Source organism: Mesorhizobium sp. M0185, assembly GCF_040322175.1.
Taxonomy (GTDB): domain Bacteria; phylum Pseudomonadota; class Alphaproteobacteria; order Rhizobiales; family Rhizobiaceae; genus Mesorhizobium.
The window spans coordinates 126,992-148,391 of sequence record NZ_JAMYSY010000011.1 but is presented as its reverse complement, the minus strand read 5'-3'; the positions used below and the strand labels follow the sequence as shown (position 1 = coordinate 148,391).

Below are 21,400 nucleotides of genomic sequence, written 5' to 3'. Positions count from 1 at the left end.
CGCAAGCAACAGATAGGGTGGGAAACTGTTCGCGATGTCCTCGCACACCTGTTCGCGATGTCTCCGGTCCAAACAGGGGGGAGATTGGATGTCACGTCGGCTTTCGCTAGTTTTCGATCTTGCAGAAGAGGCGAAGCCAATGAAGCTGCAATCTCCCCGCTTGAGGGGGAGATGGCCGGCAGGCCAGAGGGGGCGCTGTCCCGCCATCAATCGCAAATTGGGAGCAACCTTTGCCCGCGACTGAAGCCACTGCGCCTTCACCCTCTCCCGCCCTGCTCACCGTCGAGGGCGTGACCAAGCGCTTTGCCGGCGTCACGGCGCTGAACGACGTTTCGCTCGAAGTCCGCCCCGGCGAGATTCTCGGCCTGCTCGGCGAGAACGGAGCCGGCAAATCGACGCTGCTCAAGATCCTGTCCGGCGTGATGCCGCCGTCCAGCGGCCGCATCGTCTTCGATGGGGTCGAATTCAGCCCGCACAATCCGCAGGATGCCAAGCGCCACGGCATCGTAACAATCTACCAGGAACTGAGCCTGATCCCGACGCTGACCGTGGCGGAGAATATCTTCATCGGCCGCGCACCGCTCGGCCGGTTCGGGCTGGTCAGCTGGCGGAAGATGGAGGAAGATTCGCGCGCGATCATCGCTCGCGTCGGCCTCGACCTCGACCCGGCGACGCCGGTGTCGGCGCTGTCGGTGGCCGAGCAGCAGCTGGTCGAGATCGCCCGCGCGCTATCGCTGAAGAGCCGCTTGATCATCATGGACGAGCCGACCTCGGCGCTGACTGAAACCGAAGTGCAGAAGCTGATGGCGATTATGGGCCGGCTGCGCAGGGATGGCGTCGCCATCATGTTCGTCACCCACCGGCTGGAGGAGGCCTCGGCGATCTGCGACCGCATGACGGTGCTGCGCGACGGCAGGCTGGCCGGCCATCTCGACCGCGAAGGCGGGCCGATCAAACTGCCGAAGATCATCGAGAAGATGGTCGGCCGCGCCGCTTCCGAGCTCTATGCCAGGCCGACGCAGCGCGATGTCGCCGGCGACGTCCGGCTCTCGGTGCGCGGCCTGCGCACGGTGCGCGATCCGCAGGCGCCGCACGCCATCGTGCTCGAAGGCGTCGATCTCGACCTCAAGGCGGGCGAAATCCTCGGCGTCGCCGGGCTCGTCGGCTCCGGCCGCACCGAGCTCGCCCGCGCCATCTTCGGCGCCGACCGCATTGCAGCCGGCACCATCATGCTCGACGGCAAGCCGATCGCGCCCGCCTCACCCGCCGACGCCATCGAGCTCGGCATCGGGCTGGTTCCGGAAGACCGCAAGCACCAGGCAATCTTCGCCGCACTCGCCATCCTCACCAATTTCTCGATCGCTGCGCTCGACCGCTACTCCAATGTCGGCTTCATGGCCGAGCGGCGCGAGCGCGAGGCGTTGGCGAACTACAGGAAGACGCTGTCGATCCGCATGGCCTCGCCCGAGCAGGCGATCGAGGGACTGTCCGGCGGCAACCAGCAGAAGGTCATCCTTGCCCGCTGGCTGGCACGCGACCCCAAGGTGCTGATCGTCGATGAACCGACGCGCGGCGTCGATGTCGGCGCCAAGGCGGAAGTGCACCAGATCCTGGTGGAGCTCGCGGCGCGCGGCATCGCCATCATGATGATCTCGTCCGAGCTGCCCGAAGTGCTTGCGGTGTCGGACAGGATCGTCACCATGCGGCGCGGGCGCATCACCGGCGAGATGCCCGGTATCGAGGCGACCGAGGAGAAACTGATGGAACTGATGGCGCTCGACCAGAAGCAGGAAGCAACGCAATGACCAGCACGACCGAACGGAGCCAGCGCGGCGGCGTCAATATTGCGCGCCTGCTGATGAGCTTCGGCCCGCTGATGTTCCTGGCGTTGCTGATTGTCGTCTTCACCGTGCTGAAGCCGAGCTTCATCGACCCGATCAACCTGTTCAACATCATGCGCCAGATCTCGATCACCGGGCTGATCGCGCTCGGCATGACCTTCGTTATCCTTACCGCCGGCATTGACCTGTCGGTCGGCTCGCTGCTCGCCTTCTGCGGCATGGTCGCGGCGGTGGTGGCCAAGGGCGGCACCGCCAACACGCTGTCGCTGTCGACGTCGGGCACGCAAGGCTATGGCTGGTTCGCCGCCCTTCTCGCCGCCGTCGTCGTCGGCGCCGTGGCCGGCGGCGTCCAGGGCTTTGCCATCACCAGGCTGAAGGTGCCGCCCTTCGTCGTCACGCTCGGCGGCCTCACCGTGTTTCGCGGCCTGACCTTGACGATTTCCAATGGCGGCCCGATCTCCGGCTTCGACGCCTCGATGCGCTGGTTCGGTACCGGCCTGATCGGCCCGGTTCCGGTGCCGGCGATCATCTTCGCGATTGCCGCGATCCTATGCCATATCGTGCTGCGCTACACACGTTACGGCCGCGCGGTCTATGCCGTCGGCGGCAATGCCGAGGCGGCACGGCTCTCCGGCCTGCGTGTCGACCGCATCCTGATCTCGGTCTACATCATCGTCGGCTTCTTCGCCGGCCTCGCCGCCTTCGTTTTGTCGGCGCGGCTCAACTCCTCCGAAGCCGTCGCCGGCATCGGCTACGAGCTGACGGTGATCTCGGCGGTCGTCATCGGCGGCACCTCGCTGTTCGGCGGCATCGGCAGCGTCGGCGGCACGGTGGTCGGTGCAGGACTGATCGGCGTCTTGCAGAACGGGCTGCAGTTCAACAACGTCTCGTCCTACACGCAAAGCATCGTCATCGGCCTGATCCTCATCCTCGCCGTGGCCTTCGACCGCTGGCTGAAATCGCGGGTGAGGCGGTGATGGCGGAGCGAACGCTGCGGTGCCGTAAACTGCCCGGGAGGTGGCGATGCCCCAAATAAGAACCATGACCGAACAGGACGTTCCGGCGGTGTCGCGGCTGCTTGGAGGGTCCTGGCGACACACCTATTCGCCGATCCTGGGTGCCGAGACCACGGCACGGCTGTCGGATGAGAGGCATGCGCCGGAGCGGCTGGCGTCCGAGTTCGGGGATGACAACAAGATGTCCTTCGTCGCCGAGCGGGCTGACGGCTCGCTCGCCGGTTATGCGATGGCCGCGATGGACGACACAGGCGAGGTCATGCTCGAGCGGCTCCATATAGACAAGAGCGAGTACGGCACCGGCCTTGCCGCCGACCTGCTGCATGCCGTTCTTGCCGCGCATGCGGGTATTCCCAGCATCGCCCTGGAAGTGATCGAGGGCAACGACCGCGCAATCGCCTTCTATCGCAAGCACGGCTTCGAGGTCGTCGAGCGCCGGCCGGCTGCACACGGGGTGGGCGGCCATGCCTCGCTGATCATGCGCCGGCTGAGCGCGTAATCTCCCCCCTCGAGGGGGAGATGGCCGGCAGGCCAGAGGGGGTAGCCGCGCGTGAGGCGCCAACTTTCTCTTTCGTCCAACATGGCGTCGCGCCAGGACGTACCGACCCCCTCTGTCGCCTTCGGCGACATCTCCCCCTCAAGGGGGGAGATTGGCGACTTCTCCAACCGCTCAGGCCGGGGCGTTGACGCGCTGTGGGCGCGTTGCCCACTCGGCAACCGTCGCGCCAGCAAAGCTCTCGCCGGCAACCATCCCGTTCGTCTGCGGCGCAAGCAGGTCGTTGCGGCGGGCGAAGGCAACGAAGGTGGCGCGCGCCGTCTTGCCGTCGATCTCTCCTTCCATTGCCTCCCGGCAGGCCTTGGCGGCGATGTCATGCGCGGCCGTCCGGCTCGTTGCCGGCCACTCAGACAAAAGCGCATAAGCCTCAGCCGCGCTTTCTATCTTCGTCGGCGTACCGAGGCCGGTGAGGATGGTAACCGGCTTGTCGAACGAAGCACGATCCATGACACTCTCCTTTCCTGGCTCGATCGGCTCCTTTCGGAACTCAACCGCGGGCGCTTCGATCCGCCTGCAGGACGGCGTCGATCGGCGAATGCAATACGGCTTGCATGCCCGGCCGCGGCAGCAGCCGGTGCATCTTGACCAGCGCCTCGAGCCAGGCCGCCACGCCCAGCGGCGGATGTTCGCGCCCGTGGAGCCACGCCCTTGCCTTGACGAGCGAGTATCCCGCCTCCTCGGCGAAATCGGTTTCCGATCACCGCAGCAGGCGCAGGCATTCGCGCATCCGCGCCGCGATCATTTGCGCTCCTCCGTGCCGGCCCCTAGGCGTTGAGCCGACAAAAACATCAGCGTGTAGGCCGCCTTGCGGCGGTCCCAGCCGGCCGACTCGGCCATATCCAGCAAGCCGTCGACCAAAGGCGCCAGCGCCGCCCTGCAGTCGGCTTCATAGTTGAAATCGTTTTTCGGGCGGGTCGGCGCCGCGATCTTTCCAAAACTGTCCATCATATCCATGGCAACACCTGCTCAGCATTAGTCCCGGACCGGCAAGACCGTGCCCGCCCTTGGCGGACACTGTCCATCTGTCGTTTCGAAGTCGCGCTTTGGAAGCCTGGCCTTAGAAGTCCATGCCGCCACCGCCGGGCATCGGAGGCATGGGCGTTTCCTTCTTCGGCTTCTCGGCCACCATCGCCTCGGTCGTCACCAGCAGGCCGGCGACAGAAGCGGCGCCCTGCAGAGCAGTACGCACGACCTTGGCCGGGTCGATGACGCCTTGACTGTAGAGGTCGCCGAACTCGTTGGTCTGCGCGTTCCAGCCATAGCCGAAATCGGCCGTCTCGCGCAGTTTGCCGACGATGATCGAGCCTTCCGCACCGGCGTTCTCGGCGATCTGGCGCACCGGCGCTTCGATGGCGCGACGCACGATCTCGATGCCGGTCTTCTGGTCGGGATTGTCGACGGCGACGTTGTCGAGCGCCTTCGCCGCCCTGAGCAGCGCTACGCCGCCGCCGGGCAGGATACCCTCCTCGACCGCCGCGCGTGTGGCGTGCATGGCATCGTCGACGCGATCCTTGCGCTCCTTGACCTCGACCTCGGTCAAGCCGCCGACGCGGATGACGGCGACACCGCCAGCGAGCTTGGCCAGCCGCTCCTGCAGCTTCTCGCGGTCGTAGTCGGAGGTGGTTTCCTCGATCTGGGCCTTGATCTGGCTGATGCGCGCCTGGATTTCATCCTTGCGGCCGGCACCGTCGACGATGGTGGTGTTCTCCTTCTCGATCAGCACCTTCTTGGCGCGGCCGAGCATCTCCAGCGTGACGTTCTCGAGCTTGATGCCGAGGTCTTCCGAGATCGCCGTGCCGCCGGTCAGGATGGCGATGTCTTCGAGCATGGCCTTGCGGCGGTCACCAAAGCCCGGCGCCTTGACGGCTGCAACCTTCAGGCCGCCGCGCAGCTTGTTGACGACAAGCGTCGCCAGCGCCTCGCCTTCGACGTCCTCGGCGATGATCAGTAGCGGCTTGCCGGATTGCACGGCGGCTTCGAGCACGGGAAGCATGGCCTGCAGGTTGGACAGCTTCTTCTCGTGGATCAGCACATAGGGTTCTTCGAGCTCGACGCGCATCTTATCCTGGTTGGTGATGAAATATGGCGAGAGATAGCCGCGGTCGAACTGCATGCCTTCGACCACTTCCAACTCGGTCTCGGCGGTCTTGGCTTCCTCGACAGTGATGACGCCCTCATTGCCGACCTTTTCCATCGCCTCTGCGAGGAAGCGGCCGATCTCGGCATCGCCATTGGCAGAGATGGCGCCGACCTGAGCGATTTCGTCGTTCCTGGTCACCTTGCGGGCATTGGCCTTCAGTTCGGCGATGATTGCTTCGACCGCCTTGTCGATGCCGCGCTTCAGGTCCATCGGGTTCATGCCGGCAGCAACCGCCTTGGCGCCTTCCTGGACGATCGACTGCGCCAGAATCGTCGCGGTCGTGGTGCCGTCGCCGGCGGTATCGCTGGTCTTCGAGGCGACCTCGCGCACCATCTGCGCGCCCATGTTCTCGAACTTGTCCTCAAGCTCGATCTCTTTCGCCACCGTCACGCCGTCCTTGGTGATGCGCGGCGCGCCGAACGATTTGTCCAAGACAACGTTGCGGCCCTTGGGACCGAGCGTCACCTTCACCGCATTGGCGAGGATGTCGACGCCGCGCAACATCTTCTCGCGGGCTTCGGTATGAAATTTCACATCTTTGGCAGCCATTGGAACACTCCTTCGATAGGCAGCTTTTCGTCGACTGGAATGCTTGTTCAGGCCCCGCTCAGGCAGCCTTCTTCATTTCGCCCGTGGCTTCGATCACGCCCAGCACGTCGCTCTCTTTCATGATGAGCAGATCCTCGCCATTGAGTTTGATCTCGGTGCCGGACCATTTGCCGAACAAAATGCGGTCGCCGACCTTGACGTCGAGCGGCCGCAACTGGCCGCTGTCGTCGCGCGCGCCGGGGCCGGCGGCGATGACCTCGCCCTCCTGCGGCTTCTCCTTGGCGGTATCGGGGATGATGATGCCGCCCGCTGTCTTTTCGTCGACCTCGATGCGGCGGACCAGGATGCGGTCATGCAATGGACGAAACGCCATGTCGTTCTCCTCTCGCGACAAACAGATTTTCGAACATCCTCCTGACCGGACCGGCAATATCGGCCCGGCACGGGGTCGCGACCCCTTCATTCAGGCATCGCGCGCATACGAACTAGTCGCGCTTTTTTCAGCTTTCAAGAGGATCACGCAAAAATTTTAGCACTCGACACCTGAGAGTGCCAATACGCTGTAATTGTTCGCACATTCGCCGTTTCCGGCGCGATGACCCGGCCGGATTTCCAAATCTGCCCGTCTCCTGAGCCGCGTGCGGCGGCTGGAACCTATGTGGAAGGCGAGGCGTTTTGCAGACGGAGGTTCATTGGGAAAGGAAGGATTGCATGATCAGCAGGGACTTTCAGCTCCAGATGCAAGGGTTTGGCCTCACCACGGCGGAGATCCACTACCGCCTGCCCGATCATCGAAGCCTTCTGCAGCTCTACATCTGGCAGGAATACGATATTGCCCCCGATTTCCCGACGCTGAAGCATTTCCTCGATTTCTGGGAGCGCGAGATCGAAGGCCCGCTGCATTCGGTGCGCGTGGCTCATCATCACCTGATCCAGCCCTCCGAATGGCGGGCCGTAAACGGCATTATCACCGTCCACTGAGGAGCAAGCCGATCTGCCGCTAGACAGCGGACAAAGTCTCCGAAGCGGGGGAAAGGCAGCTGCCTCTCCCACTTGTTTTGGATCTCACAATATCGGAGGGGGTCCGGACTAGCCGGCGCGGTCGACAGGCTTGCGGGCCGATGCGAGCAATCCGCCCTTGCGCGCCGCCCGGACGAAGGCCTTGCGCGCATCACGCGCGGTACGCCAACCGTCGAGCGCGTCGCGGCAGGTCCGATAGGCGGCGCGCCAACTCCGGCCGCGTGCACGGTCCGGCCACTGCTGGCGCATGCATTCGATGGCTTCCCAACTGCTGGCGACCTTGCGCTCGCTGGATTGGAATTTCAACGTGATCGGCTCGGCAAAGCGGACGTCGTCCATCACCTCCTCCTTGTTTTCTGATCGTCTTCTTGTTTGAGCAAGCAACGTTATGCTGGCGGCACCGGCGGCCGGCCGGCGCCGCTGAAGGACATGGTTCGTCTCTCTGCGCGGTTCAAGAGCATCGCGGCGACAGCCGGTTATTCCTCCTCGTCCGGCCCTTGCAGCAGTTCGATCAGCGTCGCTACTCTTGCCGTCGGCAGCGGTCGGCCCTCGTTCACCAACGCCTCGTCGGCGGCGATCCACGCCAGGGCCTCGCGCAATTCCTGGACCGTCCCGTCCGTCGCCGCAATGTCGGCGATCACGGCTTCGTCGACCGGGCCCAGCACAGAAATGATCTCGTCGCGTGTCATGGTCAGCTCCATCTGCGAGTGCCGGGAACGGGCCCGGCAACACAAGAAATCTGGGTCTTGACCTGCTGCAGACAATAACCGGCCGGGGAAGTCAGCGTTGGCAATTGAAACCAACAGGCAATCTCCTGCCGGACATCTCCCCACTTGTGGCGAGATTGGCAGCCTCGCCGAACCGACCGAAAACCGGCCCGAAAAACCGGCAACGCGAGAGCCACCGGGTCTTGACTTGCGGCGGACAATAACCAAATCGAAGGCACCGGTCGCCGAAATGGGGCCGGCGGAACCAGGGAGCGCCAGCTCTTTGGCGTCCCTCGTATCTATGTTGCTCGATGGAGGATGTAGCTATGAGAACCGCATTCGACTTTTCCCCGCTCTATCGGTCGAGCATCGGCTTCGACCGCGTCTTCAACCTGCTGGAAAATGCGCCGCAGGCCTTCGACACCTGGCCGCCCTATGACATCGCGCGCAGCGGCGAGAACAACTACCGCGTCACTATCGCCGTAGCCGGGTTTTCCGAGGACGACCTCGAAATCACCCATGAACCCAACCTCCTGATTGTCTCCGGCCAGCACAAGGAGCCGGACAACGCAGAGTATCTGCATCATGGCCTCGCAACACGGCCCTTTACCCGCCGTTTCGAGCTTGCCGATCACGTCAAGGTCGCAGGCGCCTCGCTCGACAACGGCCTGCTCAGCATCGATCTGGTACGTGAGGTGCCCGAGGAGATGAAGCCTCGGCGCATCGCCATCGCGACCGATGTCGCCTCGCCGAAGACCGGGCCGAAGGTCGCGCAGGGCGAAGCAAACAAGCAGGCTGCCTGAATGCACCAGTCGAGAAAGGAGACTATGCAATGGCTATTCGTGATCTCATTCCCTGGGGCCGGGAGAACAATCAGACCCCCAGCCTGTTCCGTGACGCCGATCGCGATCCCTTCCTGACGCTGCATCGCGAAATGAACCGCCTGTTCGACGAGGCGTTCCGCGGCTTCGACACGAGGCTGCCGTCGCTCGGTGGCTTCTCCGCTGCCCGCGTCAGCTGGCCCAGTATCGACATCGCCGATGGCGAAAAGGAGATCCGCGTCACCGCCGAGATCCCCGGCATGGACGCGAAGGACGTCGAGCTGCTGCTCGATGACGGCGTGCTGACGCTGCGCGGCGAGAAGCGCGAAGAGACCGAGGACAAGGACAGGCAGTTCTCCGAACGCTTCTATGGCCGTTTCGAGCGGCGTATCCCGCTCGGCTACGAAGTCGACGAAGACAAGGTGAACGCCGCGTTCCGGAACGGTGTGCTCAGCGTGACGCTGCCCAAGACGGAGCGCGCCCAGGCAAAGGCCAAGCGTATCGCCATCACCGGCGGCGACGGCAAGTCCTGACGGCTCGTAGGACGACGCCCCTTCTGCCTACCGGTTCCGGCGGGCAGAAGCGGGCAAATGTCGATGACCCGTTCTCCCGACGCTCCGGTTCCGCCTGACCAGGCGCAGCAGGCCCTGCAGTGCCTGACGACCGAGCATTTCGTGCTGCAAAACGCTCGCGCCGCGACCATTCAGGAAGCGAATCAGCGAGCCGATCTGTTCCTGACCTCGGTCTCGAGCGCAACGATTGCCTTGTCCTTCGTCGCGCAGGTCACGGAGATGGGCAGGCCGTTCGTGTTGTTCAGCCTGATCTTGCTGCCTTGCCTTTTCTTCATCGGCCTGGTCACCTTCGTTCGCGCTGTACAGGTTGCCATCGAGGACATGGTGCATGCCCGCGGCATGGCCCGGATCCGCCACTATTTCGTCGAGCTGGCGCCCGTTCTGCAAAAATACCTTGTCAATTCCACGCATGACGACCCCTCGGCGGTGCTGGTCGACAAGGGCCTCAGACCCTCGCCGCTGCAATATTTCATGACCACCGCGGGGATGGTGGGCACGATCAATGGCGCCATCGCCGGCGTCTTCACCGGCATCGTTGTTAAGTCCGCTTTCGGCGGAGGCATGTCGCCCGGCGTGATTTGCGGGCTGGCGGTCTTCGCGACATGCATTCTCATCCTGCGGCGTTACCATAGTCGCGCCTGGGCGGCGGCCGAAGAAAGCTTGCCCGCCCTGTTCCCGGGCGACACGGTCAAAGCGAGGACATAGCCGTCCGGCAAGTTTGCGGAAAGTGATGGGCGCCGCCCTTGCGCCTTGCGCGCCAATTGACCATCCTCGCCAACATCATTTGCACCGCGGCCGGGGGGTTCGCACATGCCGACGCTTTATGCGCTGAAACCGGCCTTCCAGGCCAGGCTGCGGCCGCTTGCCGACGGCCTGGCCAGAGCCGGCGTCACCGCCAACCAGATCACGTTGCTTGCCGCTGCCCTCTCGCTCGCCACCGGCCTTGCGGTGGCAGCCCTTGCCGGCCACCGCGCGGTCTTTCTGCTGATGCCGCTCGTGCTGTTTACGCGAATGGCGCTGAACGCCATCGACGGCATGCTCGCAAGGGAACATGGCCAGGCCTCGAAGCTCGGCATGTATCTCAACGAGCTCTGCGATGTTGTCTCCGATCTCGCTTTGATCCTGGCCTTTGCCGTCATTTTTCCTGTCTGGGGCGTCGTCGCATTCGCTATGGCGGCTATGATCGCGGAATTCGCCGGCGTGCTTGGCATCGCCGCCGGAACCGGGCGCAACTATGCCGGCCCGTCCGGCAAAAGCGACCGGGCGCTGGCGCTCGGCATCCTCGCCGTGCTTATCGCGTCCGGCCTGTGGGTCCCGGCGCTCACGCCGCTCGTGTTTCCGGCCATGGCTACACTCTCGCTGGCGACCGCCATCAACCGGATACGCAGCGGCCTTAACGGGAGCGGCAGCTGAATTCCGGTCTCGCCAGGGAGAACAACATGCTTCACCAACAGACGGTTGCCGCAGTGGCTTCAGCCAATATCGAGCGGGTTGCGCAGGAGCGCAGCTTCAAGAGCCATGACGGCACCGAGATCTTCTATCGCTATTGGCCGGCGCTGTCGGAAAACCGCAAGGGCGCCATCCTGCTGTTCCATCGCGGCCACGAGCATGGCGGCCGCATGGCGCATCTGGTCGACGAGCTCCAGATGCCCGACCACGCCTTCTATGCGTGGGACGCGCGCGGCAATGGCCGCTCCGCCGGCGAACGCGGCTATGCGCGGTCGTTTGCCGCGCTGGTGCGCGACATCGATTGTTTTGTGCGCGAGATCGGCAGCGACGGCTTTGCCCGGCGCGACATCGCGCTGATCGCGCAATCCTTCGGCGCCGTGCTTGCCGCCGCCTGGGTGCATGACTATGCGCCCGACATTCGCGCCCTGGTGCTGGCCTCGCCGGCCTTCTCGGTCAAGCTCTACGTGCCCTTCGCCAAGCAAGGCATTGCGTTGTGGCAGAAGCTGAAGGGCCGCTTCTTCGTCAATTCCTACGTCAAGGCGAAATTCCTGACGCATGACCCCGAGCGCATCGCCTCCTTCGACGCCGACCCGCTGATCACCCGGCCGATCGCCTCCAACATCCTGGTCGAGCTCTACGACCATGCCGCGCGCATCGTCGCCGACGCCCGCGCCATCACCGTGCCGACACAGCTTCTGATCTCCGGCAGCGACTGGGTGGTGCGGCATGGACCGCAGCACGAATTCTTCGTCAATCTGGCGAGCCCGGCCAAGGAGCGGCACGTGCTGCCCGGCTTCTCCCACGACACGCTGGGCGAGCGCGACCGCCACAAGGCACTCGACCTGATCAGGCCTTTCCTCGAAAAGCAGTTCGCGGCGCCGGAAGAGCCGGTCGACCTGACCTGGGCCGACCGTGCCGGCTACACGCGCGACGAGGCCGACCGGCTGGCCTCGCCGCTGCCGCTGCTGTCTCCCAGGGGGCTCTACTGGACAATCAGTCGCGCTTCGATCCGCATGGGCGCCTGGCTGTCGTCCGGCATGAAGACGGGGATTGCCACCGGCTTCGATTCCGGCTCGACGCTCGACTATGTCTATGAGAACGAGGCGCGCGGCATCAGCCCCATCGGCCGCATGATCGACCGCACCTTTCTCGATGCCATCGGCTGGCGCGGCATCCGCCAGCGCAAGCTGCATCTGGAAGAGCTGATCGGCAGCGCCGCCGCCTCGCTCAAGGCCGCCGGCCGGCCGGTCCATATCGTCGATATCGCCGCCGGCCATGGCCGCTATGTGCTCGATGCCGTGCGGAAAGGCGCCGCGCCGCCGGCAAGCGTGCGGCTGCAGGATTTCTCCGAGCTGAACGTCTCGCTCGGCCGCAAGCTGATCGCCGAGCGCAAGCTGCCGGCGACCGTCTCGTTCCATCAAGGTGACGCCTTCGACGCCACGATGCTGGCCGGGCTCGACCCGGCGCCGGATCTCGCCATCGTCTCGGGGCTCTACGAATTGTTTTCCGACAATGCCATGATCGCCCGCTCGCTCGGTGGACTGGCCAGCGCCATGCAGCCCGGAAGCCTGCTCGTCTACACCAACCAGCCTTGGCATCCGCAGCTCGAGATGATCGCGCGCAGCCTGACCTCGCACCGCGGCGGCCAGGCCTGGGTGATGCGCCGCCGCACGCAGGCCGAGATGGACCAACTGGTGGCGGCCGCCGGTTTCGAGAAACTCGACCAGCGCATCGACCAGTGGGGCATCTTCACCGTTTCGGTCGCGCGGCGCGTCTGAGCATGGACTTGCCTGCTTCTGCCGTTCCTCGCGATGCCCCTGCCCTGCCGGCCTTGCCGCACGAGCCGTATCCCGGAATAGTCCTGCGCGCCGCGCTGTGGCTGCCATTTCTGGCGCCGTTCTTCTACGCCACCTACGGCTTCGCCAATTGGCTGGCGTCGCGGCGCGACGATATCGGCAGCATCGTGTTCGGCTGGGAGCATGGCATCCCGTTCCTTGCCTGGACGATCGTGCCCTACTGGTCGATCAACCTGTTCTATGGCTTGTCGTTGCTGTTGAACAATTCGAAGAGCGGCGTCGACCGCCTTGCCGGCCGCTATCTGACGGCGCAGATCGTCGCCGTCGCCTGCTTCATCCTGTTCCCGCTGACTGCGACGTTCGTGCGCCCGCAGACGAGCGGCCTGCCCGGCTTCATGTTCGCCGTGCTCGGCGGCTTCGACAAACCCTTCAACCAGGCGCCGTCGCTGCACATCGCGCTGCTGGTCATCATCTGGGACCATTGGCGTCACAGATTGACCGGCATCGCCGGCGTCGCCTGGCATGTCTGGTGTTTCCTGATCGGCGCCTCGGTGCTGACGACGTGGCAGCACCATTTCATCGACATTCCGACCGGCGCGCTGCTCGGCCTTTTCGCGCTGTGGCTGTTTCCGCGCGACGGCGCCTTGCCGTTCGCCGGCTTCCGCCTGACCGCGGACCCGAAAGCGCGGCTTCTGGCGCTGTTCTATGCGCTTGGCGCAGCCTTTGCGCTGGCCGGCGCTGCTGCCGGCGCATTGGTCTCGGCGCTGTGGCTCATTCTGTTGTGGCCGGCACTGGCGCTGGCCATAGTCGCTTTCGCCTATGCCGGCGCCGGCGCCAAGGTGTTCCAGAAAACAGCCGATGGCCGCGTGTCGCTGGCCAGCCGTCTTCTGCTGTGGCCCTACCGGGTTGCCGCCAAGGTCAATGTGTGGGCATGGACGCGAAAGCTTCCGGCGCAGATCGTCATTGCCGACGGTGTTTGCCTTGGCCGTTTTCCGACCGCCGCCGAGGCCGACGCCTTCGGCACGGTGATCGACCTTGCCGGCGAATTGGAAAGGCCGCGTCGCGCCTCGATCCACTGGTTGAGCCTGCCCATGGTCGACCTTTTGCCGCCGTCTCGCGAGGCGCGTGCGCAAGCGGTGGCGGCGATCGAGACGGCGCAGAGCCAGGGCACGGTGCTGGTCTGCTGTGCGCTCGGCTTCCAACGCAGCGCCGCCGTCGTCGCCGAATGGCTGGTCGCCAGCGGCCGGGCCGCCACGCCGGATCAGGCGCGAGGCCAGCTCGCCGCCGCGGGCCGGCCTGTGCATCTTGGCATGGACGCGGCGACATGACCGCCTTTCGAGACAAGGCCGAGACGTTCGCCGCCGGGCTGATTGTGCAGGTGGCATGGCCGCTGCTGTTGATTGCTGCTGCCTCGCTGGCGGCGCCGGTCATCGGCCTGGCGGCTGCGCCGCAAACATCGTCGCTGTCCGCGGCGGCCTGGCTGATCGCCGCCGCGGGTGCCATAGCCACAATTATTCTCTCGGCCCTGCTTTTGTTCGACGCGCTGCTGTTCCGGCTGATGGCCAGCCACGCCAGCGAAGCAGGCGGCGGTGCGGCGATCGACGACGTGCTGGCGCGCATGCGGCTGAAACCCACGGCCGCCGGCGGCCGCTCGCTCGACCAGCGGATGGCCGGCACGCGCCGTCTGCTCGCCAAGCAGCGCATCGCCTTCAGCCTGTTCGCGGCGGCCTCGGTCGTCGCGGCATTCTTTTGAACCCGTCCATGACAAAGCTTCGCGTCAGCACCTATACCCTGCTGCAGACGGTGACCTCGGTCGGCCTGTCAGCACTGGCCTGGGTAGTCACCGGAGTGCGGCCGATCTGGAACGGCAGCCAGCCATCGGACCGGCAGCGCATCTACTTCGCCAACCATGCCAGCCACGGCGATTTCATCCTGCTGTCGGCCTGCCTCAGCGAGAAGGAGCGCGCCCGTACCCATGCGGTGGCGGCCGCCGATTATTGGAGCAAGACGCGGCTGCGCCGTTTCATTGCCGAGGACATGCTGTCTTCCGTGCTGATCCACCGGCAGTGGACGGATGAAACGCAGCACCCGATCTCGATCATGCTGTCGGTGCTCGACCAGGGCCATTCGCTGATCCTGTTTCCCGAAGGCACGCGCAACATGACCGACGAACCGCTGCTGCCGTTCCGTTCCGGCCTCTACAATCTGTCGATGGCGCGGCCCGATGTCGAACTCATCCCGTGCTGGATCGAGAACATGTCGCGGGTGCTGCCCAAGGGGCAATTCGTGCCGGTGCCGCTGCTTTGCCGTGTCGTCTTCGGCGCACCGATCGCCATTCAACCGCGTGAGGAACGCCGCGCCTTTCTCGACCGCGCCCGCGAAACGCTGCTGGCGCTCAACCCCCGGCCGCAGCGAGACGATTGAGGACCAAGGCAAAATGCTGCCGATGATGCACGAAACCCTCATTCTGATTGTCGGCCTGCTGGCGGTGCTGATCAGTGCCAGCGTCGTCGCCGGCGTCTTGTCATGGCGCGCGCCAAAGCCGTTGTCGCCGACGCTGGTCAACCTCACCCAGCGCATCAATGCCTGGTGGGTGATGGTGGTGGCGATCACCGTCGCCTTTTTCTTCGGCCGCCCCGGCATGACCATCCTGTTCGCGCTGATTTCGTTCGCCGCGTTGCGCGAATTCGTGACGCTGACGCACAGCCGCCGCAGCGACCACTGGGTGCTGCTCGGCATGTTCGGCATCGTCATCCCGTTCCAGTACTGGTTGGTGTGGACCGCCTGGTACGGCCTGTTCACCATCTTCATCCCGGTCTACTGCTTCCTGCTGATGCCGGCGATCACCGCGCTGCACGGCGACACCGAACGCTTTCTCGAGCGCGTCTCGGCGCAGCAATGGGCGGTGATGATTTCGGTCTACTGCGTCAGCCACGTGCCGGCGCTGCTGACGCTCGAGGTGCCAGGCTTCGAAGGCCGCAACCTGTTGCTGATCGCTTTCCTGATCATCACCGTGCAAGGCAGCGACGTGCTGCAATATATTTTCGGCAAGCTGTTCGGCCGGCATCTCCTGGCGCCGATGGTCTCGCCGTCGAAGACCTGGGAGGGGCTGGTCGGCGGGCTGGCGGCATCGAGCCTGCTCGGCGCGCTGCTGTCGTTCCTGACGCCGTTCTCGCCGCTGCAGGCAGCCGGCGTCGCCTTCATCGCCTGCCTGATGGGCTTCCTTGGCGGGCTGGTCGCCTCCGCCATCAAGCGCGATCAAGGCGTCAAGGACTGGGGCCATCTGATCGAAGGCCATGGCGGCATGATGGACCGTGCCGACAGCCTGGTCTTCGCCGCCCCGGTCTTCTTCCATACGGTGCGCTATTTCTGGACTGTATGAAGGTTGGCGCCGTTTGCCGCAGCGGACGGTTCAGCGCGACCTTGCGAAGATAACCTGATCCGTTTCGTTATTACCGCTTTCGCGAAAGCGGTAATAACCCGACCTGCCGCGGTCTTCGCCGCCCTCATTTTGCCGCGGCGAGCGGCTCTTTCTTGCGCGCCGGCGTCAGGCGGCGCATGCGGCGTTTGGCGGTGGTCTTCAGCGCCACCGGCGGAGCGCTGGACAACGCACCGAGCACCGCGCGTACCATGCCATGTGCGACGAAATCGCCGTTGATCTCGTTGGCCAATCTGGCATCTGCCTCCTGGTTGTCGCTGTCGGCTTCCGACCACAACACGATGCCCACTCGCAACCTTGGTTTGGCGCGTTTCAGCCGACGGACCAGGAACCGCCCGTGCTTGACGGAATCCCGGTTCAAAAATCCGACGACGACAGTATCGACGGCGTCGAGCTCAAGGCGGCGAATGCTCCCCGGTTCCATCTCGGCGAAGCTCGCTCTCAACACCGTAGCGCCCTGGACTTCGAGCACCTGCGCCAGCATGGCGGCCGCCGCGTCGTCGAGTTCGCCGCGCCCTCCGGCGCACAGCACCGACATGCCCGTGCCATCCGGCAGTTCGGTGTACTCCTCGCCCTGAACCTCCCCCTGAACGTGCTTGTCCTCGCGTGAGCCGTTGTCCTCGGCCGCGGCCGTGTCGTCCGCTTCCGCCTCCTCCTGCGCGCTGTCGTCGAGGTTCGCCACCATCGTCAGCGCGCTGCCCGCGACCTGCTGTCTTTGTTCATCGCTCAGCACACCACGCACCCGGTCCTGCTCGCCGAGCAGAAGTGCGGGAATCGCGACCTTGTCGTAGAACTCGACCAGATATTCTTCGTCCAGCATCTCCTCGGCATGGTCCGTCGCTTCCTCGGGATCGCCGGCCAACAGCCGCTGGTAAAGCCGGGCGTGCGGTTCGAGCACGGGTTCGTTGCCGAACAGAACGTCGAGGAATTCGAACTGCGGCACATGACGGCCGAGCACGACGAGGCAGACGGTGAGCGGCGTCGACAGAACCAGGCCCAATGGCCCCCAGAGCCAGGTCCAGAATATCGCCGCAACGATGATGGCCAATGGCGACAGCCCGGTGCGCGAGCCGTAGAGCCAGGGTTCGATCACGTTGCCGGTGATCAGTTCGACCACGACGAAAAGCCCTGCGGTCCATAGCACGAGCGACCAGCCGGGCGCTACGGCAAGCGCCAGGAACAGAGGCAACAACGTCGCAATGACCGGGCCGATATAGGGAACGAAGCGCAGCGCCAGCGCCAGCAAGCCCCACAGCAATGGATTGGGTATGCCCAGCAGCCAAAGTCCGATGGCAATCGGGACGGCATAGACGATGTTCACGACCAGTTGCATGAGCAGATAGCGGCCGACGCGCTTGCCGGCATCCTGCAGCGCCTCGGTGGTTCGGTGCAGATCGCCGTAGCCGACGAGGCGTATGAAACGATCGCGCAGGTCCTCCCGCTCGAGCAGCATGAATATGACGACCACGACGATCAGTCCGGCCGATGCCAGCGGGCTCAGCAGCGGGCCGATCAGATTCTGGAGAACCTCGAGCGGTCGTTCGCGCGCGACGATTTCGACCGGGATCGGTTCCCGCGGAGGCTGATCGGCGGCGGGTTGTGCGGGCTCGGGTCTGTCGAGCTCCTGGCCGACGCGTTCGATCACCCGGCTCAATCTGGAAACGATGCCGCCGCCGACGCCGGTTTCCTTGAGCGACCGGACCTTGGTCAGGATATTCGCCTGGTAAAGCGGAATGTTCTGCGCCAGTTCACTGACCTGCGTGGCGACGATGAAGGAGAACAGAGCCAGCACCGTGAATGCGCCGAGCACACTGGCGATCACGGCAGGAAGACGCGGAATGCCGGCTCGCTTGAGTGCCGACACCATGGGCACGAGCGCAAAGGTAAGCAGCAGCGCGATTGCGATCGGCAGAAAGACCTCGCGCCCGAAATAGAGCGCCGCGACGGCCGTCACGACCGACGCTACGCTGGGCAACGATGTGCGCGGAAGCGCCCTGGCCGCGGAAACAATGCCCGCCCGCCGGGGCTCCGACAGGTGCGCGTCGTTTCGACGATTTGCCGCCACTTGATACCTCCGCCCCGCCGTCGCCATGATCGGGCATATTGAGCCGGCGTGCAACTTCGCAGCGTCTCACCCAGCTGGACGCCGATTGCCCTGGTCGGCAGCGCCGCAAATTCAGTCATGGTAGAATTTTTTGCATTAATGACGTCACGGGCAATCCTGTTCCATGTCTGCGCCAGAACGTGGAACTTTTGGATCAAAACACCGTTCCTTCGTAGATCGCTGATGGACAACCTCAAAGCAGCAGCTCAGGAGGAATGATCATGAACATCAAGACGCTTTGCATGGGCGCGATGGCGCTTTCGATGATGACCGGCGCAGCGCTTGCCGCCGGTGCCACTGGCACTTCGGCGCTCGACGATCCGCAGAAAATGAACCCCTTCTTCACCGACGCCGGCATGAAGACCATGAAGTCGGAAGCCGAATTCAAGGCGGCATGGATGGCCATGTCCACGAGCGACCGGGCCATGATGTTGAAGGAATGCAGCGACGCAGGCATTGCCACGATGCATGCCGACTTCTGCAAGATGGCCAACCAGCTCGGTGGCGCCAGCAAGTGATCGTTGCCAATTGAAATAACGCACCAAGCGAAAGGGCGGGCAGGTCTGTCACTGTGCGACCTTCCTGTCCGCACGGGCGGGCGCTCATCTATTTGAACTCGTGCCGGAATATCCGCGTAAAAGGCCACGACTTCGATTGCCGTGGCGCCATTGGCATGGCTTGGCCGGAGCGCATGTCGCGAAGCGGCAATGCCACTACCGCCCAGGGGGTCCCAGTCTGCTCACAATCCGGGTTTTCCGGTCGGCCGTCCGCCTGGCATTAGCGGCCGGCACGCTTGATTACCGGCACGCTGCCCCCGGCACGCTTGACCTCGCTGCCAACCGTGGGATAGGCCGGGTAATGAGCCAACCACCTCCGCATCGGAGTCCCACGAAAGACCTGCCATGACCGACGCGATCATAAGAGACAGCAATGGCACGGCGCTGCACGAGGGCGACTCCGTGACCCTGATCAAGGATCTCAAGGTCAAAGGCACGTCGGAGACGATCAAGCGCGGCACGCTGGTGAAGAATATTCGCCTCACCGGCAATCCCGGCGAGATCGAATGCAGCACCAGGCAGGTGAAGGGCCTGGTGCTGAAGACCGAGTTTTTGAAAAAGGCGTGATCGCCTCGGCATCCTTCGCTTCGCTTCCATATCAGTCGCTCTCGAATCGCTCATGTGAGTGAATCGCCCACGCGAGGAACTTGAGGAGCCGCGCCCTCCCCCTATGTTGCACTGCGTTAGATTTGTTGCATTGCAATATCGTCGCATCGGGTCGAGCCTCTGCGAGGTGGGCATTCCTTGCATGAGGTGATTGTGTCGGCATCATTTCGGCCTGACATCGAAGGGCTGCGCGCGCTGGCGGTGGCGGGTGTTATCGCCTTCCATTTTGGTCTGTCCGGCCTGCCCGGCGGCTTTGCCGGCGTCGACATCTTCTTCGTCATCTCCGGCTATCTGATCACCCGTCACCTGGTTACGGAAATCACCGAGACCGGGCGGCTGAACCTCTGGCGCTTCTACGCCCGGCGCGCCCGGCGCCTGTTGCCGGCGGCACTGTTCGTCATCCTCGCCACGCTGTTTGCTGGTTATTTCATCCTGTCGCCGGAGGAACAGGCGCTTTATTCGAAAGGCGCCATGTTCGCCTCCGCCTACATGATCAACCTTTGGCTGATCCGCTGGTCGTTCGACTATTTCGCCGCCGACGCCACCAACAACCCGTTCATCCACTTCTGGTCGCTCTCGGTCGAGGAACAGTTCTATTTGGCATGGCCGGCGCTGCTTCTTGCCGCCGCTTGGCTGCGTCCCGGCAAGCGCGACGCTATAATCGTCATCGGCGTCGCCGGCGCGGCCTCCTTCGCCGCCTGCGCCTGGCTGACGGACGTGTCGCAGCCCTGGGCCTTCTATTTCTCGCCGCTCAGGGCCTGGGAATTCGCCGCCGGCGGCCTCGCGACCATGGCGCCGGCAAAGATCTGGCGCGACCGGCCGCTGCTGGCCACGCTCCAGGCAGGCCTCGGTCTGGCGCTGATCGCCTGGGCCTATCTGATGCTGGACGAAGACTCGCCGTTTCCCGGGGTGAATGCGCTGGCGCCTGTTGCCGGCACCGTGCTGCTGCTGCTCAGCGGCAGCGGCGGCCGCAATCTGCCGAGCGCCGTGCTGGCGCTGCCGCCCATGCAATGGTTGGGCCGGCTGTCCTATTCGCTCTATCTCTGGCACTGGCCGGTCATCGTCTATGCGGCGATGGTGGTTCCCAGCCTGTCCATCCTGGACCGCCTTGCCTGCGCGGCGCTGACGCTGCTTCTGTCGATGTTCACCTATCATTTCATCGAGAACCCGATCCGCCGCAACGGCTGGCTGATGGCCGGAGCAGCGCGGGCGCTGGTGCCCGCCGTCGCGCTGACCGGCGCCGGCGTGGTCGCGGCCTATGGCAATGCGCGCTTTGCCGAGCACAATCTCAGCCCCGAACAGCACGTCATCGCCGACAGCGCCGCGCAGCTCTCCACCGTGCGCGCGAGCAATGGCGGCTGCGTGCTCGATTTCGAGACCGTCAAGCCAAAACCCTGCATGTTCGGCCGCAAGGATGCCCAGCGCTCGGTCGTGCTGTTCGGCGACTCGCATGCCGACCATTGGTCGACGCCGCTGATCAAGGCGGCCGAGAAGAACGATTTTCGTGTCGTCACCTTTCTCAAATCCTCCTGCCGGGCTTCGCGGGTCACGACCTGGAACTGGCGGCTGAAGCGCGACTACACCGAATGCGACCAGTGGCGCGAGCAGTCGGTCAAGGACATCATCGCGCTCCATCCGCAACTGGTGGTGATCTCGGAATTCTCGATCGGCAATGTGATGAAGGAATCGCCCGAGGAGTTGAAGCACGCCGATTGGCAAGCGCAGTGGCGGACGGGCCTCACCTGGACGCTTCAAGCCTTCAGCCAGGCCGGCATCAAGGTCGCGGTCATCAGGGACGTTCCCTACAATGCAAGCTACGCCGACAAATGCGTGGCGCGGGCGCTGTGGCGGGGCCAGACGCCCGCGACATGCGACACGCCGCGGATCATGGCGGCAAACGACGACATCGCCACCATCGAGCGCGATATCGTGCGCTCGACACCGAACGCTGCTTACATCGACATGACCGACCGCTTTTGCGACCAGACCACCTGCCATGTCTTCATCGACGGCAAACTAGCCTTCCGCGACCGCCACCACTTGGCGACGCCCTTCGCCGAAACGCTGGAACCGGCAGTGGAGCGGGCGCTGTTTTCGGATGTGATGGCGGCGGCTGTAAAGTAACGGCTCCGGATCTTATCGGATCACGACCCAGCCCCTCGGCAGGCAACCATGCGGGGTCAGCTAAGGATGAGACCAGCCAGTAAAACGGTGAGGATAAGCGATA

General features: G+C 64.3%; 23 protein-coding genes. 16 read left to right on the top strand and 7 right to left on the bottom strand.

Annotation, left to right across the window (positions count from 1 at the left end; genetic code table 11):
• Positions 1 to 230: 230 nt before the first annotated feature.
• From NKJ20_RS12025 to NKJ20_RS12015, 3 genes are read left to right on the top strand one after another with little or no spacing between them, the layout of a single operon-like run.
• The gene (locus NKJ20_RS12025) at positions 231 to 1,805 is read left to right on the top strand and encodes a sugar ABC transporter ATP-binding protein (protein ID WP_352744222.1); all 1,575 of its coding nucleotides are present in this window, start codon (positions 231 to 233) and stop codon (positions 1,803 to 1,805) included.
• Positions 1,802 to 2,818: an ABC transporter permease gene (locus NKJ20_RS12020; protein ID WP_352453856.1), complete on the top strand. Its 1,017-nt coding sequence runs from the start codon at positions 1,802 to 1,804 to the stop codon at positions 2,816 to 2,818. Before NKJ20_RS12025 ends, NKJ20_RS12020 begins: the two co-directional genes overlap by 4 nt.
• A 46-nt stretch (positions 2,819 to 2,864) precedes the next feature.
• Positions 2,865 to 3,356 carry a GNAT family N-acetyltransferase gene (locus NKJ20_RS12015; protein WP_352744219.1) on the top strand — a complete coding sequence of 164 codons (492 nt, stop codon included), beginning with the start codon at positions 2,865 to 2,867 and terminating at the stop codon, positions 3,354 to 3,356.
• A 171-nt stretch (positions 3,357 to 3,527) separates the two neighbouring features.
• Here the strand turns inward: NKJ20_RS12015 and NKJ20_RS12010 are convergent, their stop codons facing one another.
• The 4 genes from NKJ20_RS12010 to NKJ20_RS11995 form a co-directional block, all read right to left on the bottom strand.
• Positions 3,528 to 3,860 carry a DUF982 domain-containing protein gene (locus NKJ20_RS12010; RefSeq protein WP_352744216.1) on the bottom strand — a complete coding sequence of 111 codons (333 nt, stop codon included), beginning with the start codon at positions 3,858 to 3,860 and terminating at the stop codon, positions 3,528 to 3,530.
• 291 nt (positions 3,861 to 4,151) lie between these two features.
• Positions 4,152 to 4,367 carry a hypothetical protein gene (locus NKJ20_RS12005; RefSeq protein ID WP_352453516.1) on the bottom strand — a complete coding sequence of 72 codons (216 nt, stop codon included), beginning with the start codon at positions 4,365 to 4,367 and terminating at the stop codon, positions 4,152 to 4,154.
• 103 nt (positions 4,368 to 4,470) lie between these two features.
• Positions 4,471 to 6,102, bottom strand: coding sequence for a chaperonin GroEL (groL, locus tag NKJ20_RS12000; protein WP_352706431.1), 1,632 nt, complete (start codon positions 6,100 to 6,102; stop codon positions 4,471 to 4,473).
• 58 nt (positions 6,103 to 6,160) lie between these two features.
• Positions 6,161 to 6,475, bottom strand: a complete 315-nt coding sequence (locus NKJ20_RS11995) for a co-chaperone GroES (protein WP_352453513.1) — start codon at positions 6,473 to 6,475, stop codon at positions 6,161 to 6,163.
• A 338-nt stretch (positions 6,476 to 6,813) separates the two neighbouring features.
• Here NKJ20_RS11995 and NKJ20_RS11990 point away from each other — a divergent pair, with 338 nt between their 5' ends.
• Positions 6,814 to 7,083: an usg protein gene (locus NKJ20_RS11990; RefSeq protein ID WP_023675672.1), complete on the top strand. Its 270-nt coding sequence runs from the start codon at positions 6,814 to 6,816 to the stop codon at positions 7,081 to 7,083.
• A 108-nt stretch (positions 7,084 to 7,191) separates the two neighbouring features.
• On the opposite strand, the gene NKJ20_RS11985 is transcribed toward NKJ20_RS11990, so the two are convergent.
• Positions 7,192 to 7,461 (bottom strand): DUF982 domain-containing protein, encoded by a 270-nt coding sequence (locus tag NKJ20_RS11985; RefSeq protein WP_352744213.1) that lies wholly within the window; start codon positions 7,459 to 7,461, stop codon positions 7,192 to 7,194.
• Positions 7,462 to 7,598: 137 nt separating this feature from the next.
• The gene (locus NKJ20_RS11980; protein ID WP_245274651.1) at positions 7,599 to 7,811 is read right to left on the bottom strand and encodes a hypothetical protein; all 213 of its coding nucleotides are present in this window, start codon (positions 7,809 to 7,811) and stop codon (positions 7,599 to 7,601) included.
• A 344-nt stretch (positions 7,812 to 8,155) separates the two neighbouring features.
• Between NKJ20_RS11980 and NKJ20_RS11975 the strand changes: the two genes are divergently transcribed.
• From NKJ20_RS11975 to NKJ20_RS11935, 9 genes are all read left to right on the top strand, one after another.
• Positions 8,156 to 8,632, top strand: a complete 477-nt coding sequence (locus NKJ20_RS11975; protein ID WP_352744210.1) for an Hsp20 family protein — start codon at positions 8,156 to 8,158, stop codon at positions 8,630 to 8,632.
• A 29-nt stretch (positions 8,633 to 8,661) separates the two neighbouring features.
• On the top strand, positions 8,662 to 9,183 hold the full coding sequence (locus NKJ20_RS11970) for an Hsp20/alpha crystallin family protein (protein WP_352685157.1): 522 nt from the start codon (positions 8,662 to 8,664) through the stop codon (positions 9,181 to 9,183).
• 63 nt (positions 9,184 to 9,246) lie between these two features.
• On the top strand, positions 9,247 to 9,927 hold the full coding sequence (locus tag NKJ20_RS11965; protein WP_352744207.1) for a hypothetical protein: 681 nt from the start codon (positions 9,247 to 9,249) through the stop codon (positions 9,925 to 9,927).
• Between the two features lie 105 nt (positions 9,928 to 10,032).
• Complete coding sequence (locus NKJ20_RS11960; RefSeq protein WP_352744205.1) at positions 10,033 to 10,635, top strand: CDP-alcohol phosphatidyltransferase family protein; 603 nt, start codon at positions 10,033 to 10,035, stop codon at positions 10,633 to 10,635.
• Between the two features lie 26 nt (positions 10,636 to 10,661).
• The gene (locus NKJ20_RS11955; protein WP_352744202.1) at positions 10,662 to 12,449 is read left to right on the top strand and encodes a bifunctional alpha/beta hydrolase/class I SAM-dependent methyltransferase; all 1,788 of its coding nucleotides are present in this window, start codon (positions 10,662 to 10,664) and stop codon (positions 12,447 to 12,449) included.
• Between the two features lie 2 nt (positions 12,450 to 12,451).
• Positions 12,452 to 13,795, top strand: a complete 1,344-nt coding sequence (locus tag NKJ20_RS11950) for a phosphatase PAP2/dual specificity phosphatase family protein (RefSeq protein WP_352744200.1) — start codon at positions 12,452 to 12,454, stop codon at positions 13,793 to 13,795.
• Entirely contained in the window at positions 13,792 to 14,220 is a 429-nt protein-coding gene (locus NKJ20_RS11945) for a hypothetical protein (RefSeq protein ID WP_352744198.1), read from the top strand. Before NKJ20_RS11950 ends, NKJ20_RS11945 begins: the two co-directional genes overlap by 4 nt.
• 8 nt (positions 14,221 to 14,228) lie before the next feature.
• Positions 14,229 to 14,891 (top strand): lysophospholipid acyltransferase family protein, encoded by a 663-nt coding sequence (locus NKJ20_RS11940; RefSeq protein ID WP_352453509.1) that lies wholly within the window; start codon positions 14,229 to 14,231, stop codon positions 14,889 to 14,891.
• Between the two features lie 22 nt (positions 14,892 to 14,913).
• Entirely contained in the window at positions 14,914 to 15,849 is a 936-nt protein-coding gene (locus tag NKJ20_RS11935) for a phosphatidate cytidylyltransferase (RefSeq protein WP_352472202.1), read from the top strand.
• Between the two features lie 124 nt (positions 15,850 to 15,973).
• Here the strand turns inward: NKJ20_RS11935 and NKJ20_RS11930 are convergent, their stop codons facing one another.
• Positions 15,974 to 17,971, bottom strand: a complete 1,998-nt coding sequence (locus NKJ20_RS11930) for an AI-2E family transporter (protein WP_352744195.1) — start codon at positions 17,969 to 17,971, stop codon at positions 15,974 to 15,976.
• A 260-nt stretch (positions 17,972 to 18,231) separates the two neighbouring features.
• Between NKJ20_RS11930 and NKJ20_RS11925 the strand changes: the two genes are divergently transcribed.
• The 3 genes from NKJ20_RS11925 to NKJ20_RS11915 all read left to right on the top strand — a co-directional run bounded on the left by NKJ20_RS11925 (position 18,232) and on the right by NKJ20_RS11915 (position 21,297).
• Positions 18,232 to 18,528: a hypothetical protein gene (locus NKJ20_RS11925; protein WP_352453507.1), complete on the top strand. Its 297-nt coding sequence runs from the start codon at positions 18,232 to 18,234 to the stop codon at positions 18,526 to 18,528.
• A gap of 384 nt (positions 18,529 to 18,912) precedes the next feature.
• Positions 18,913 to 19,134, top strand: coding sequence for an alkylphosphonate utilization protein (locus NKJ20_RS11920; protein ID WP_023675660.1), 222 nt, complete (start codon positions 18,913 to 18,915; stop codon positions 19,132 to 19,134).
• Positions 19,135 to 19,326: 192 nt separating this feature from the next.
• Entirely contained in the window at positions 19,327 to 21,297 is a 1,971-nt protein-coding gene (locus tag NKJ20_RS11915; protein ID WP_352744192.1) for an acyltransferase family protein, read from the top strand.
• Positions 21,298 to 21,400: the final 103 nt, after the last annotated feature.